Source organism: Paraburkholderia solisilvae, assembly GCF_902859875.1.
Taxonomy (GTDB): Bacteria; Pseudomonadota; Gammaproteobacteria; order Burkholderiales; family Burkholderiaceae; genus Paraburkholderia; species Paraburkholderia solisilvae.
In genome coordinates, this window is sequence record NZ_CADIKF010000001.1 from 195,029 (window position 1) to 208,515 (window position 13,487).

General features: G+C 65.1%; 16 protein-coding genes. 9 read left to right on the top strand and 7 right to left on the bottom strand.

Going from position 1 to position 13,487, the window contains the following annotated elements:
* Positions 1–157: 157 nt before the first annotated feature.
* Complete coding sequence (locus HV675_RS00925; protein ID WP_175108851.1) at positions 158–880, bottom strand: GntR family transcriptional regulator; 723 nt, start codon at positions 878–880, stop codon at positions 158–160.
* Between the two features lie 235 nt (positions 881–1,115).
* On the opposite strand from HV675_RS00925, the gene HV675_RS00930 reads away from it, so the two are divergent.
* From HV675_RS00930 to HV675_RS00965, 8 genes are all read left to right on the top strand, one after another.
* Complete coding sequence (locus HV675_RS00930) at positions 1,116–2,537, top strand: MFS transporter (RefSeq protein WP_175108852.1); 1,422 nt, start codon at positions 1,116–1,118, stop codon at positions 2,535–2,537.
* Entirely contained in the window at positions 2,534–3,889 is a 1,356-nt protein-coding gene (locus HV675_RS00935) for an MmgE/PrpD family protein (protein ID WP_175108853.1), read from the top strand. Before HV675_RS00930 ends, HV675_RS00935 begins: the two co-directional genes overlap by 4 nt.
* The gene (locus HV675_RS00940; RefSeq protein WP_175108854.1) at positions 3,882–4,619 is read left to right on the top strand and encodes an MmgE/PrpD family protein; all 738 of its coding nucleotides are present in this window, start codon (positions 3,882–3,884) and stop codon (positions 4,617–4,619) included. Before HV675_RS00935 ends, HV675_RS00940 begins: the two co-directional genes overlap by 8 nt.
* Before the next feature lie 338 nt (positions 4,620–4,957).
* Positions 4,958–5,395: a cupin domain-containing protein gene (locus HV675_RS00945; RefSeq protein ID WP_246270048.1), complete on the top strand. Its 438-nt coding sequence runs from the start codon at positions 4,958–4,960 to the stop codon at positions 5,393–5,395.
* A gap of 93 nt (positions 5,396–5,488) precedes the next feature.
* Positions 5,489–6,532: a sulfate ABC transporter substrate-binding protein gene (locus HV675_RS00950; RefSeq protein WP_175108856.1), complete on the top strand. Its 1,044-nt coding sequence runs from the start codon at positions 5,489–5,491 to the stop codon at positions 6,530–6,532.
* A gap of 140 nt (positions 6,533–6,672) precedes the next feature.
* Complete coding sequence (locus HV675_RS00955; protein ID WP_175108857.1) at positions 6,673–6,891, top strand: ribbon-helix-helix protein, CopG family; 219 nt, start codon at positions 6,673–6,675, stop codon at positions 6,889–6,891.
* A complete protein-coding gene (locus tag HV675_RS00960; protein ID WP_175108858.1) occupies positions 6,885–7,250 on the top strand; it encodes a type II toxin-antitoxin system VapC family toxin in 366 nt (121 codons plus the stop codon). The genes HV675_RS00955 and HV675_RS00960 overlap by 7 nt, the downstream gene beginning before the upstream one ends.
* Before the next feature lie 51 nt (positions 7,251–7,301).
* On the top strand, positions 7,302–7,532 hold the full coding sequence (locus HV675_RS00965; RefSeq protein ID WP_175108859.1) for a hypothetical protein: 231 nt from the start codon (positions 7,302–7,304) through the stop codon (positions 7,530–7,532).
* Positions 7,533–7,624: 92 nt separating this feature from the next.
* Here HV675_RS00965 and HV675_RS00970 read toward each other — a convergent pair whose 3' ends face one another.
* From HV675_RS00970 to HV675_RS00985, 4 genes are all read right to left on the bottom strand, one after another.
* Positions 7,625–8,371, bottom strand: coding sequence for an amino acid ABC transporter ATP-binding protein (locus HV675_RS00970; RefSeq protein ID WP_175108969.1), 747 nt, complete (start codon positions 8,369–8,371; stop codon positions 7,625–7,627).
* A gap of 92 nt (positions 8,372–8,463) precedes the next feature.
* Complete coding sequence (locus HV675_RS00975; RefSeq protein WP_175108860.1) at positions 8,464–9,123, bottom strand: amino acid ABC transporter permease; 660 nt, start codon at positions 9,121–9,123, stop codon at positions 8,464–8,466.
* Entirely contained in the window at positions 9,120–9,764 is a 645-nt protein-coding gene (locus HV675_RS00980; protein WP_175108861.1) for an amino acid ABC transporter permease, read from the bottom strand. The genes HV675_RS00975 and HV675_RS00980 overlap by 4 nt, the downstream gene beginning before the upstream one ends.
* Positions 9,765–9,785: 21 nt before the next feature.
* Positions 9,786–10,670 carry a transporter substrate-binding domain-containing protein gene (locus tag HV675_RS00985; RefSeq protein WP_175108862.1) on the bottom strand — a complete coding sequence of 295 codons (885 nt, stop codon included), beginning with the start codon at positions 10,668–10,670 and terminating at the stop codon, positions 9,786–9,788.
* 450 nt (positions 10,671–11,120) lie between these two features.
* Here HV675_RS00985 and HV675_RS00990 point away from each other — a divergent pair, with 450 nt between their 5' ends.
* Entirely contained in the window at positions 11,121–11,687 is a 567-nt protein-coding gene (locus HV675_RS00990; RefSeq protein WP_175108863.1) for a MarR family winged helix-turn-helix transcriptional regulator, read from the top strand.
* Between the two features lie 47 nt (positions 11,688–11,734).
* Here HV675_RS00990 and HV675_RS00995 read toward each other — a convergent pair whose 3' ends face one another.
* Positions 11,735–13,039, bottom strand: a complete 1,305-nt coding sequence (locus tag HV675_RS00995) for an amidase (RefSeq protein WP_175108864.1) — start codon at positions 13,037–13,039, stop codon at positions 11,735–11,737.
* Positions 13,036–13,413: an oxalurate catabolism protein HpxZ gene (gene hpxZ / locus HV675_RS01000; protein ID WP_175108865.1), complete on the bottom strand. Its 378-nt coding sequence runs from the start codon at positions 13,411–13,413 to the stop codon at positions 13,036–13,038. The genes HV675_RS00995 and hpxZ overlap by 4 nt, the downstream gene beginning before the upstream one ends.
* Positions 13,414–13,487 lie beyond the last annotated feature (74 nt).

Consider the following 13,487-nt stretch of genomic DNA (forward strand, 5'->3'; position numbering starts at 1 on the left):
TCCGGCTGCACGCCCGCGTGTCGAGCGCGAGCAACCGCATCGCTTCAGAGCGATTAACCCAGAAGTGCGCCGCGGCGAGGTAGTGGCGAGGTAGTGCCGAGGTCGTGTTATAGGCAATCGACAGCGTCACCGCGCCAGGGCCGCCGCTCGCGTTCGCCTACTCGAACTTCGCCGGCTCCTTTTCCCACGCAAGCTCGATCGCATGCAGCGCGCCGAGCACGATCGAGCGGTTCAGCGCGGCCGCCAGCGTGCCGTCGCGTTCCTCGTAGGCTTCGCATAAGCGCTGGTGATCGGCGCACGAGCGCTGCAGACGGCCGGGCAGCGACGTGCTCAGATGCCGCAGCCGGTTGGTGCGCATCTTCAGCGTATCGAGCACTTCCTTGAAGATGTTGTTGCGGCTCACACGCAGTTCTTCATCGCGAAACGCGACGTTCGCCCAGAAATAGCCATCCACGTCGTCGCGTTCCGCGACATCGGCAAGACGCTTGTGCACGCGCCACAGCGCGTCGATGTCGTCGTCGGTGGCCTGCTCGACGATCGCGTACGACACCTGCGCATACAGCACCGCGCGCAACTGGTAAATCTCGCGCACGTCCTTGATGTTCAGTGTCGACACGCGCGGCCGGCGGCGCGGCGACCAGTCGACCAGCCCCTCGCGGCTCAGCACGAAGAGCGCCTCGCGCACCGGCGTGCGGCTCACGCTGAAGCGTTTCGCGAGGTCGACCGAGTTCAGGTCGTCGCCCGGCCGCAGGCGCCCCTCGATGATGCCGCGCGCGACCCAATCGACGATCTCCGCGACACGCGGCGAATCGGCTTCCTCCAGCGACGCCGCAGCCGCCCCCGCGCTGCCCGCCGGGCTCCTCTCCCCATCTCTGATCATGATTTGTTTCCTCGCTCAACTGCTGCCGGTGCGTTGCACGGCGCCCGATTCTAGCAAACCGGGCGCCGGCCGCCGGTACGCGATCCGGCTGATGGCCCGCGCGTTCCGGAACTTAAAGTGTGCACACTTCAATAACATTTAACTTGAGTTAACTGAAAAGTACCACCATACTCACTTCAAGTGTCGACACTAAAAGCAAATCAAAACACACGCATTTCATTGACAGGAGACGTCGATGTATATGGACAAAGAGCTCGCGAGGTCCGGGTATGGCAATGCGAGCGTCTCGGCCCGCCTCGACCGGCTGCCGCCCACGCGTTATTTCAGGGGGCTGGTCGCGCGCATCGCAGTCGGCGGCTGGTTCGAGTTCTATGAACTTTTTATGGCAGCGTATGTGTCGCTCGGACTGATTCACAGCGGCCTGTATCGCGCGACCACCGCGGGGCTGTTCGACATCAACGGTTTCGCGAGCTTTCTCGGCTCGTTCTTCGCCGGCATGTTCATCGGCACGGTGGCGCTCGGCGGCATCACGGACCGCTACGGCCGCCGCGCGGTGTTCACCGCGGCGATGGTGATCTACTCGATCGCGACCTTCATCGCGGCTTTCCAGACTTCGCCGGAGGCGCTCGACGGGTGGCGCTTTATCGCCGGCGCGGGCATCGGCGTGCAACTGCTGACGGTCGATACGTACATCTCCGAACTCACGCCGTACAAGACGCGCGGCCGCTACATGGCGTTCAGCATTCTCGTGATCCTGACGTCGGTGCCGGTGGTCGCGGTGCTGGCTTATGCGCTCGTGCCGCAAACGGTGCTCGGCCTCGAGGGCTGGCGCTGGGTGATGATCATCGGCTCGGCCGGCGCGATCGCGATCTGGTTCGTGCGGCGCGGCCTGCCCGAGTCGCCGCGCTGGCTCGAAAGCAAGGGACGGCACGCCGAAGCCCACGCGATCGTCGATGCGATCGAAGCCCGCGTGGTCGGGGAAACCGGCCGGCCGCTTTCGGCGCCGCAGGCCGACGCGGATGCGCACGCACCCGCGGCCAACCGGCAGAAAGGCTCGTGGGGCGAGATGTGGAAGGGCCGCTATCTGCCGCGCACGATCATGCTGTCGCTCTTCAATTTCTGTCAGACCTTCGGCGTGTACGGCTTCGGCTCATGGGTGCCGGTGCTGCTGTTCTCGAAGGGCATCACGCTCACGCACTCGCTGCTCTACACGATGGTGATTGCGTTCGCGACGCCGCTCGGCGCGCTCGGCGCGATGACCTGCGCGGAGCGGCTCGAGCGCAAGTGGCAACTGGTCGGTTGCGCGCTGGTCGTCGCGGTCGCCGGCGTGCTGTTCGGCCAGGCGCGCGAGCCCGCGATGATCCTGCTGTGCGGCTGCGCGGTGACGATCGCGAACAACTGGCTGATCGGCATTTTCCATACGTACCAGGCCGAGCTGTATCCGACCCGCATCCGCGCCCGCGCGGTCGGCTTCGTGTTCAGCTGGAGCCGGGTCAGTTCGATTTTCGTCGGTTTCTGGGTGGCGGCGCTGCTCAAGCAGTCGGGCGTGACCGCCGTGTTCGTGCTGATTTCGTCAGCCATGTTAGTGATCGTCGTGATGGTCAGCGTGCTCGGCCCGAAGACCAACGGCGTTCGTCTCGAGGAGTTGTCTCAATGAGTTTTGCCGCCGCCGCATTTGCGCAGGGCCTGCATGCGCTCGCGCAGCGTCCGCTACCTTCCGCGGTTCAACGGGAGGCCCAGCGTTCGTTTATCAATGTGGTCGGAACGTCGATTGGCGCGTCGCGCCATCCGGGTGTGGACGCGATTCTCGGCGCCGCGCGCGACCTGCGCGTCGCGGCGCTGGCGCCAGTGCCGGGCCGCACCGAGCGCGTCGATGTCCATTTTTCGGCGCTCGCCACGGGTTTCGCCGGCCATCTCGACGATTTCGACGACACGCATCTCGCGACGGTGATTCACCCGGCCGCGTCGATTCTCGCGGTGCTGAGCGCGCTCGCGCCGGAAACGAAGCCGGCCGGTGCGCAGGCGCTCACCGCGTTCGCGCTCGGCTGCGAGTCGCAGTTGCGCGTCGGCGTGTCGATTTCGCCTGAACACTATGACCGCGGCTGGCATATCACCGGCACCTGCGGCGTGATCGGCTGCGCGGTCACCGCGAGCCTGCTGCTCGGCCTCGATGCGCAGCAGCTCGAGCACGCGGTGGGCATTGCCGCGTCGATGTTCGTCGGCCATCGCGAAGCGTTCGGCACGATGACCAAGCCGTTTCATCCGGGCAAGGCGGCCGCCAACGGCATCGCGGCCGCGCGTCTTGCGCAGCAAGGGCAGAAGGCGCAAGCGGATATCTTCGAAGCGCAGGGCGGCTATTCGCATTCGATGTCGACCAAGGTCGATTTCGAGCTGATGAACGGCGGCTTCGGCGAGCGCTGGGAACTGCTTTTCAACACTTACAAGCCGTATCCGTGCGGGATCGTCGCGCATCCGGCGATCGACGGCGGGCTGGCGCTGTCGGAGAAGATCGCGAACCCGGCGGATATCGAAACGATCACGCTGCGCTGCCATCCGCTCGTGCCCGAACTGATGGGCAACCCGCAGCCGAAGGACGGCTTGCAGGCGCGCTTCAGCGCGATTCACGGCGTGGCCGCGGCGTTGTGCGACAAGGTGGTCGGCATCGCGCAGTATGAAGACGCACGCGTCGTGCAGGACGACGTGAGAGCGGTGCGCGCGAAGACGACGCTCGCGCCCGATACGTCGGTGAACCGCGACGAGGTATTTATCGAAGCGCGCCTGAAGGATGGCACGGCTGTCAAACATCATGTCGAGCATGCGCGCGGCAGTCTGGCGCGTCCGCTCACCGAAGACGAACTGTTCAACAAGGTGCGTTTGCTGGTGGATCCGCTGCTCGGCGACGGTACGGCGTTGAAGCTGACCGCGGTGGTCGACGGTCTCGCCGACGCGCAGAATCTCGATGCGCTTTTCGCGCTTTGCACACCGACGAAGGAATCGAATCATGCATAACCCCGCCGCTCATTCCGCCGTTTCCGACGCACTCGTCAAGTTCGCGTCGGCGCCGCTCGCCGAACAGGGCGCGCCGGCTGTTGCCGCCGCTGCGCGTGCCGTCGCGCATGCGCAATCGAAGCTCGGGTCGCTGAGTCACGCGGGCCGGCAGACCGCCGCGTTGCTGCGGTCGCAGGGCAGCGGCCCGAAAGACACGCGCGTGCAGGCGTGGGCGCTTGGCGCGACGCTCGCCAACGAGCAGCCGGCATCGACGGCGACGCCGGTGCTGGCGGCGGTGGTCGCGGTCGGCGAGCTGCTGTCGGCGGATGCCGAAGAGCTGGCCGCGGCTGCCGCGATCGGGATCGAAGCCGCGCTGCGCATTCGCAACGCCGTGGACAGCGACGAGTTTCGCGCGCGCTGGAATGTCGCGTCGGCGCTCGGCGTGCTCGGCGCGGCGCTGGCGGTCGCACGGCTGCTGAAGCTCGACGAGACGCGCGTGCGCCACGCGCTCGGCATTGCGGCGACCCAGGCGGCCGGGCTCGCGCACAATGCCGGGGAGCCGCTCGCGGCGCTCGAGGTCGGCAAGGCGGCCGCCGATGCGATCGAGGCGGCGCTGATGGCCAAGCACGGCTTCACCAGCGCGCCGGCGTCGATCGACGGCCGGCGCGGCCTGGCGGCGCTGATGGCGTACCGGTTCGACGCGGCGTCGATTACCGAAGGTCTTGGCGACGCGTGGGTGTCGCTGCGCTGACGCGCCACCATCGGGAGTAACACGCGGGACGGCGCGCGGCCGGCAGGTTCGGGCCGCCGCCGCCCGCTTCGGCACACATTGAAGGGAATGAACGATCCATGCCGGACGTTTCATTCGATGTGCGGCTTCGATGACGCCGGTTCGCTCGAACCCGGCTCCGCTCGAACCGCCTTGTCCGCCTTCATGGAGTGAACGAAATCATGCAAACCGTTGTTGCTTCCCGTGTCCGCTTTTCTTCTGCCTCGTACCGTTTCGACGACCGCGCTTCTTCCCGCCTGTCACACCTGTCCCGCTTGTCCTGTCTGTCCCGCCGTTCTCCGGATGCCCGTCGCCCGTTGGTGCGCGCAACGCTTGCCGGTGCGCTTGCCGCACTGATCGCCAGCATCGGCATCACGTTCGCGAGCGGCGCCTTCGCGCAGCAGCAGCCTGCCGCCGGGATCAAGGTCGAAACCTTGCTGAAAACGGACAACGCATGGGACGGCTCGCGCTACAAGGCCTACCCGTCGGGGCAACCGCAACTGTCGGTGTTGAAGATCGAGGTTCCCGCGCATTCGGTGCTGCCGTGGCATACGCATCCGATGCCGAATGCCGGCTATGTGGAAAGCGGCGAGCTTACCGTTGAAAAGCAAAACGGCGAGAAGCAGACCGTCAAAGCCGGGCAGGTGCTGCCCGAAACGGTCGGCAGCGTGCATCGCGGCATGACCGGCGACAGCCCGGTCACGCTGATCGTCTTCTATGCGGGCGCCGACGGCATGCCGCTTTCCCAACATCCGTGAAGCGGCTTCGCGAATAATAGCGGGCGACCGGCTGCGCAATGCGCAGCCGTCAGCGAGAATGACGCCTGTTTCGCGACCTTCAACGGAGAACACATGACTGGTAAGACGGCTCAAGCACGTCGAATGACGGCCGGGCGCGCTGCGTTCGCTGCGGCAGCAGTACTGGCGTTATGGCACGGCGCGCCGCAAGCGGCGCACGCGGACACCACGCTGCTCAACGTGTCGTATGACGTGGCGCGCGAGCTCTACAAGGACATCGATCCGGCCTTCACCGCCGAATACAGGCAGAAGACCGGCGAGACCGTCACCGTGCGCCAGTCGCACGGCGCATCGAGCGCACAGGCGCTGTCGGTGCTGCAAGGCCTGCCGGCCGACGTCGTGACGATGAACCAGCAGAACGATATCGATCTGCTCGCGCAGCAAGGGCACCTGCTGCCGGAGAACTGGCGCACGCGGCTGCCGCACGATAGCGCGCCGTACACGACGACGATGGTGTTTCTCGTGCGCAAGGGCAACCCGAAACACATCCAGGACTGGGACGATCTCGCGAAACCCGGTGTGCAGGTTGTGATTCCGAATCCGAAGACGGCGGGCAACGGCCGCTATTCGTATCTGGCGGCGTGGGGCTATCGAAAGCTGCACGGCGGCACCGATGCGCAGGCGCTCGACTTCGAGAAAGCGATTTTCCGCAATGTGCCGGTGCTCGATACCGGCGGACGCGGCGCGACCACCACGTTTACGCAGCGCGGCATCGGCGACGTGCTGGTGACGTTCGAGAACGAGGTGGCGCTGATCGACAGCGGCGTGGGCGGCGGCGGTTTCGATGTCGTGTATCCGTCGATGAGCATTCTTGCGGCGCCGCCGGTCGCGGTGGTCGATAAGGTGGTCGACAAGCGCGGCACCCGCAAGGAAGCGCAGGCGTTTGTCGACTTCCTGTATTCGCCGGCCGGGCAGGAGATTATCGCGAAGCATCATCTGCGGCCGACGGATCCGGCGGTGCTGGCGAAGCACGCGAGCGAGTTCAAGCCGATCAGGACGTTTACGGTCGAACAGGTGTTCGGCAACTGGCAGAACGCGCAACAGGTGCATTTCGCGGATGGCGGCACGTTTGACCGGATTATTGTCGACCGGAAGTAGCGGGGAAGTCAGCCGCAAGGCCACAGTGCGCGGCGGCCGTTGCGCGCCGCGCTTTCCGCGTGCCTTGGCGCTATCCGCGATCAGCTTGCAGAGAGGCATCGAATGATATACGATATGTATATCATGAAATGGAGATGCCAATGAGTCGAATCCTGGTTGATTTGCCCGACTCGCAGGTCGAAGAGTTGGCGGTACTCGTGGCGGCTGAGCAACGCCCGCGTGCCGCCGTCATCCGTGATGCGATCGAGGCGTATATCTCGCAGCACAAGGCGGCGCTTGGGGCCGACGTTTTCGGTCTGTGGAAGCGCAAAAAGGTCGATGGCCTCGAGTACCAGCAGGAACTGCGCGCGGAATGGTAAAGGCTCTTTTCGACACCAACATTCTGATCGACTATCTTGGTGGCGTCAGCGCAGCGAAAAAAGAGCTTGCACGATACGAGTACAAAGCGATCAGCACGATTACCTGGATGGAGGTTCTCGTTGGGACAACGCCGGATGACGAGGCAGCAATTCGTGCATGGCTTGGATCATTCGACGTAATCGCACTGGACACCGCGATTGCGAATCGTGCGGTCGAGATCCGCAAGCACAAGCGGATTCGCCTGCCCGATGCGATTGTCTGGGCGTCAGCCCAGGTCAATTCGCTGTTGCTGGTTTCGCGCAACACGAAGGACTTTCCTGCAGATGAACCTGGCGTGCGTGTACCGTACAAACTTTAAGTCGATGTTTCGCATCCCGTTGGGAACGATCCACAAGGAAGAAGAGCAGCAATGAAGAAAGCGATTTATATAGCGGTTGCAGTGGCACTGAACCTCGGCGCCGGTCAGGTGATGGCGGCGGGCTGTCTCAAAGGGGCTGCCGTTGGCGCCGTCGCGGGGCACGTGGCAGGGCACCATGCGGTTGCCGGGGCGATCGTCGGTTGCGCGGTGGGGCATCACATGGCGAAAGAGCAGGCAAGGAAGGCCGCGGACGAACATGCCGCGATGCATGAGCACACCTGATATTCGATTCGGGAGCAGGCGCGAGAACACACATTCGGGAACGCACATTCGAGAACAAACCCGCCTGCGCCGACCATCCGTGAAGCGTTTTTCTACCCCTTGTTGAACCGCGCCAGAAACTGCTGCGCCCGCAGCGACGCTGGCGCGCTGAAGAACTGATCCGGCGGCGCGCTCTCCACAATCTGTCCGCCATCCATAAACACCACGCGCGTCGCGACCTGGCGTGCAAATTCCATCTCATGCGTGACGATGATCATCGTCGCGCCCTCCGCGGCGAGCGACTTCATCACCGCGAGCACTTCGCCGACCAGTTCCGGATCGAGCGCGCTGGTCGGCTCGTCGAACAGCAGCACGTCGGGCTTCATCGCGAGCGCGCGGGCGATGCCGACGCGCTGCTTCTGGCCGCCCGAGAGGCGCGACGGAAACTGGTCGCGCTTGTCGGCCAGGCCCACGCGCGCAAGCAGCGCTTCCGCTTCCGAACGCACCGTCGCGCGGTCGCGTTTCAAGACATGCAGCGGCGCTTCCATCACGTTTTCGATGACCGTCATATGCGGCCACAGCGCGAAGTGCTGGAACACCATGCCGATCTTCGCGCGCATCTGCGCGAGGTCCGCATCGCTCATCTTGATGCGCGTGTTGTCGCGCACGCCCATCCGTTTGCCGGAGATATGCACGCTGCCCGCATCGGGCGTCTCGAGCCAGTTGACGCAGCGAAGCAGCGTCGACTTGCCGCAGCCGGACGGTCCGAGCAGGCAGATCGTTTCGCCTTGCGCGACGTTGAGCGAGACATCGCGCAGCACCGTATTGTCGCCGAACGACTTCGAGACACCGTTCAGCATCACGACGGGGCGCGCATCGTCCTGTGCGGCGAGTGCGGCCTGGTGCAGGGCCTGCGTGGTTTTTTCAGCGGCCCACGAAGCAGAAGGGGAGTTCACGCGCGGCGTTCCTCAGCGAGTTGGTTCAGCATGCCGGTGCCGGCCTCGATCGCGAGGCACACGCACCAGTAGAGCAGCACGGCCGTGACGAAGGCCGCGAACGGAATGAAGTAGGTGGACTGGATGCCGGTCATTTCATGCGTGAGCTCGTTGACGGCGATCACAGTGAGGAACGCACTGTCCTTCACGATCTGGATAATCTGGTTGCCGATCATCGGCATCGCGCGCAGAAAGATTGGCGGCAGGATGATCCGGCGCAGCAGCGTGAAGCCGGAAAAGCCGAACGCCTTGCCCGATTCGATCAACGCAACGGGCAGTTCGCGCCACGCGCCGCGCAGCAACTCCGCCATATACGCGGTGTTGTACAGGATCAGCGCAATCGCACCGGCCCACCAGTTCGACAGGCTGATGCCGAGTGTCGGCAGGCCGAAATAGATCAGGTAGACGAACAGCAGGAACGGCGCGCAGCGCATCGCATCGACATAGGCGGTGGCCGCGCGCGCGATCGCCTTGCGTTTGGACATCAGGAGCGGCGTGAGCAGCGCGCCGAGCACGAGCGATGCGAGTGCGGAGCAGGTCAGCAGAATCACCGTGTTGAGCAAGCCGGACAGCACGTCGGCGCGCTGCGACCAGATGGTCGCGAAGTCGTGAATCATGCGGCTTCTCCTTGCCGCGTGCGCGATTCGATCACGCGCTGCACGCGCAGCAGCGCATACACGATCACGCCATACAGCACCAGTGCGAACACGAACGGCGGCAGCGGTTCATACGTGTTCGAGCCGACGCGCAGCGCCGCGCGCGTGATTTCGACAATGCCGATGACCGCCACCGCCGGCGTCGACTTGATCTGCAGCGTCATCTCGTTGACGAGGCCCGGCAGGCTCGCGCGCCAGACCTGCGGCAGCACGATGCGGCGCATGCGCGTGAAGCGCGGCATCGCGAACGACAGCGCCGCGTCGTACTGATCGCGCGGAAACGCGACCAGCGCGCTGCGCCACACCTCGCAATTGAACGCGGCGGTGCTGATCGTCAGCGCGACGATCGCGGCGGGCACGGGGTCGAGCGAGAGGCCGAATTGCGGCAGCGCGAAGAAGATCAGCAGCGTCAGCGTGACCGTCGGACACGAGCGCACGATGCTCACGTACGAGTACACCGCGCGGTCGAGCACCGGCACGCGCGCCCAGCGGATCAGCGCGAGCGCGAGGCCGAGCGGCACGCCGAGCACGATGCTCGCGAGCGACAGCGAGATCGTCGCGAGCGCGCCGCGGGTAATGCTCCAGTAGTCGAATGCGGTCATCGGGCAGGCTCGTCTACAGAATCAGTTGATCGACTGCGGCATCGATTCGAAGCTCGCGCCGAACCACTTCTTCTGCATCTGGTACATCTCGCCGCTCTTGCGCAGATCGAACAGCACCGCGTTGATCATCTGCAGCGCGGCGCTGTTGCCTTTTTTCACCGCCCACGCGATATACACCGGCTGGCCGAGTTTCTGGCCGAGCACGAACGTGTCGGGGCGCGTCTTGATCAGCGAGTTCAGATTGATCTGCGTATTCGCAACCGCGTCGAGGCGCCCGACGCCGAGATCCTGATACGCCTCCGGATACGACTGATATTCGACGATCTGCTTGATGCCCTGGCCGCCGTGCTTCTTCTTCAGTTCCTCGTCATACGCTTTCAGGTCCGCGAGCATCGCGCTGCCGGTTTGCGCGCCGACCACCTTGCCGACCAGATCGTCGCCCGACTTGATGCTCGAGCCTTTCTTCGTCGCGTAGTAAGTCGTCGATTCGACGAGCGGCGTCGTGAAGTCGAACGTGTTCTTGCGCTCCGGCGTGACCAGCACCGCGGTCACCGCCATGTCGTACTTGCCGGTCGTTACGCCCGGCAGAATGCCCGGCCACGGCATGATCTGCTGGCGCACCTCGACCGGCAGCTTCTTCTTCACGAGCGCGAGCATTTCGTTGTCGTAGCCGGTCGGCTTGCCGTCGTCGACGAATTCGAACGGCTTGAAGTCGTCTTCGGTCGCCACCGTCAGATAGCCGCGCGCCTTGATCTCGTCGGCGCTTGCCGCGTGCGCGGGTTGCGTGAAGCCGAGGCCGAGGCCGGCTGCGGCGAGCGCCGCGAACAGCGTAAGCACGACGGCACGACGCGCGGCGGCGCGCGGTTTCGCCGGAAGGGCGTTCACTCGATAAATACGGGACGGCATGTGTTTCCCCTTTGCGGTTGGATGCGGCGGTCGATCAAGCATCGCTGCGAGCAGCGATTTTTGTTTGCACACTGACGAGTTCGTGTCGCGACGATGCAAATGACATGCCAGTGACCGGTCTCACGCGGGCGGCGCGATGCGCGCGCGTGACGTGCGTCAGGAGAACCGGCGGGGCGCGCGCACAGCGCACCAAAGCGTCGCGGCAATGCACGCTGCGCTGCGCGTTTTGCACTTGTTTGGACGGTGCGGCGGCGCTGTTTTGAACGCTCGCTGCGAGCGTGGCGCGCCGTCCGGCGAACTCGTGGAAAACGCGCTGCGAGATATGTCGCGAGATGCGCCGCCGCAGCGCATCTTCCTGATACGATGTGTACTGACGAAATCGCGAACGAGAGGAGCGTTGACCATGACTGAAACCATCGCCTGGCGTGTTCCGGCGAACACCGCCGCGCCATGACCGTCCGCGCCTCCAGCAAGCGAACGGCCGCACATGCCGCCGCCGCGCCGGCGCATGCGGCCGACGCGTCCGAATGGCGGCATACCTCGCTCGACGCGCGGCCCGGCTTTCTGATTCGCCGTCTGCATCAGATTCACGTCGCGCTGTTTATCGAGGAGTGCGCGCCGGAAGGCATCACGCCGGTGCAATACAGCATCCTGACCGCGCTCGATCAGATGGGACCGTCCGAGCAGATCGCGCTGTCGAATGCAGTCGGGCTCGATCGTGCGAATACCGCGGACGTGATCGCACGGCTTGCCGAGCGGCGCTTTATTCAGCGGCGCGGGTCGCGCACGGATAAACGCAAGAAGGTTGCGGAATTGACCGATATCGGGCGCGCGCTGCTGGCGCGGCTCGAAACCGGCGTCGAGCGCGCGCACGAACGTACGCTCGCCGCGTTGCCGGAAAAAGACCGCAAGCAGTTTATGGCGTACCTGGTGCGGCTCGTCGATACGAACAACGAATTGAGCCGCACACCGATCAGACGCGAACGCAAGCGGAGCGACGCGCAGTCTGATGCGTAGTTGCACGCGCAATCAGACGCGCAATCGCAGCGCAGTCGGACACATCATCAGCCGTCCGTCTGCGCGCTTGCCAGCATGTCGTGCACCGCGCGCGCCACCGCAAGCACGCCTTCGTCGTCGCCGCGCGTGCCGATCACCGACAGCCCGAGCGGCGCACCGTCGAACGATGCCCACGGCAGGCTGACCTGCGGCAAGCCGGCCAGCCCGGCGAGGGACAGCATCTGCTGCGAGCGCACCCGCACTTCGTCGATTTCCGCGCCGGAGGTGCCGATCAGCGGCGCGATCCACGGCAGCGTCGGCATCACGATATAGGTGTCCGGTTCGTCGAAGATGCGCGCGAGCGTACGGATCGCATCGCTGCGCATGCGGTTCGCGGCATGCACTTGCGCGTCGCTGATCGTGACCGCGGCCTTCAGGCGCGCGCGGACGTCGTCGCCGAAACTATCGAGATGCCGCATCGCCCACGCGCCATGCTGTTGCGCGATTTCGGCCGCCTGCAGCACGCGGAAACATTGCGACCACGCTTCGGGCGCGAGGCTGGCCGATGTCAGCAGGCTGGTTTCGAAGCGCCCGGACAGCGTATCGAATGCGGTCGCGAACGCGGCCCGCACGCGCACATGCAGCAAGGTCACGAGGTCGTCGGGCAGGCACAGCATCACGCGTGCGGGCAATGCCTGCGTCGTGCTGTGCGCGAGCACGTTGAACACGTCGGTGAGCAGCGCGCCATCGCGGGTGAGCCAGCCGATCGTATCGAAGCTGTGCGCGAGCGTGAAGCAGCCGTTGGCGGCGATGCGGCCGTGCGTCGGCCGGATGCCCCAGATGCCGCAGTAACTCGCAGGCAGCCGCACCGAGCCGCCGCAGTCGGTGCCAAGGCCGATGTCCGCGTGGCCGGCGGCGACCGCGACCGCCGAACCCGACGACGAACCGCCGGGTATCCGGCGCGGATTGGCCGGATTGCGCGGCATGCCGTAATGGACATTGACGCCGGCGAGGCTGTAGGTCAGCTCGTCGGTGACGGTTTTGCCGACCCACTGTGCGCCCTGCTCGAGCAGCCTTTCCACGACGAGCGCGGTGGATTTCGCGAGCGGTTGTTGCGCGGCCCACGTCGGGTTGCCGCCGCCGGTGCGCAGCCCTTCGACGTCGAATACGTCCTTGACCGCGAGGCGCTGGCCGGCGAGCGGCGCGCGCGCCGCGTGTTGCGACGCGGCTTGCGCGGCATGATGCGGAGCAGGCGCGGGCACAGCGGCAAGCGGCGGCGCGAGTTTCGCGGCCAGCGCGACCGGCAGGGCGCCGAAGCCGTCGCGAACGAAGGCGCCGTTCAGGCCCGGTTCAAGCAGCATGTCCTGTGTCATTTTTCCATCCAGCTAACGTGTGCGGCGACCACGCGCCAGTGTTCGCCAATCTTCACCCAGGTCTGCGACTGGCGGCCGATGCGCGCTTCGCCGTCGCGTGTGAACGTGATGTTCGCGACCGCATAGTCGTGACCGAAAGTCGTGATCGAGCGCTCGACCACGGTGCGCATCAGGTCGCCGCCTGGCCGCTGTGCACGAAACGCACGGATTTCGTCATATCCAACCAGGTTCTCCGTTGCGCCGTAGCGCAACGTATGCGGACTGTTCCAGAACAGCGCGTCGAGCATCGCGACATCGTTGGTTGTGAGCGCGGTCTCATAAGCGTCGAATGCGGCGCTGACGGCGGCGTGCGTGGCGGGGTCGTTGATCAGCATGTTCAAGGCAATGAAGCGGTTGCGGGCGAATCTGCGTTCAGTCTCGCAGAAAAAGCGGCCGGCGTGCAAACCAG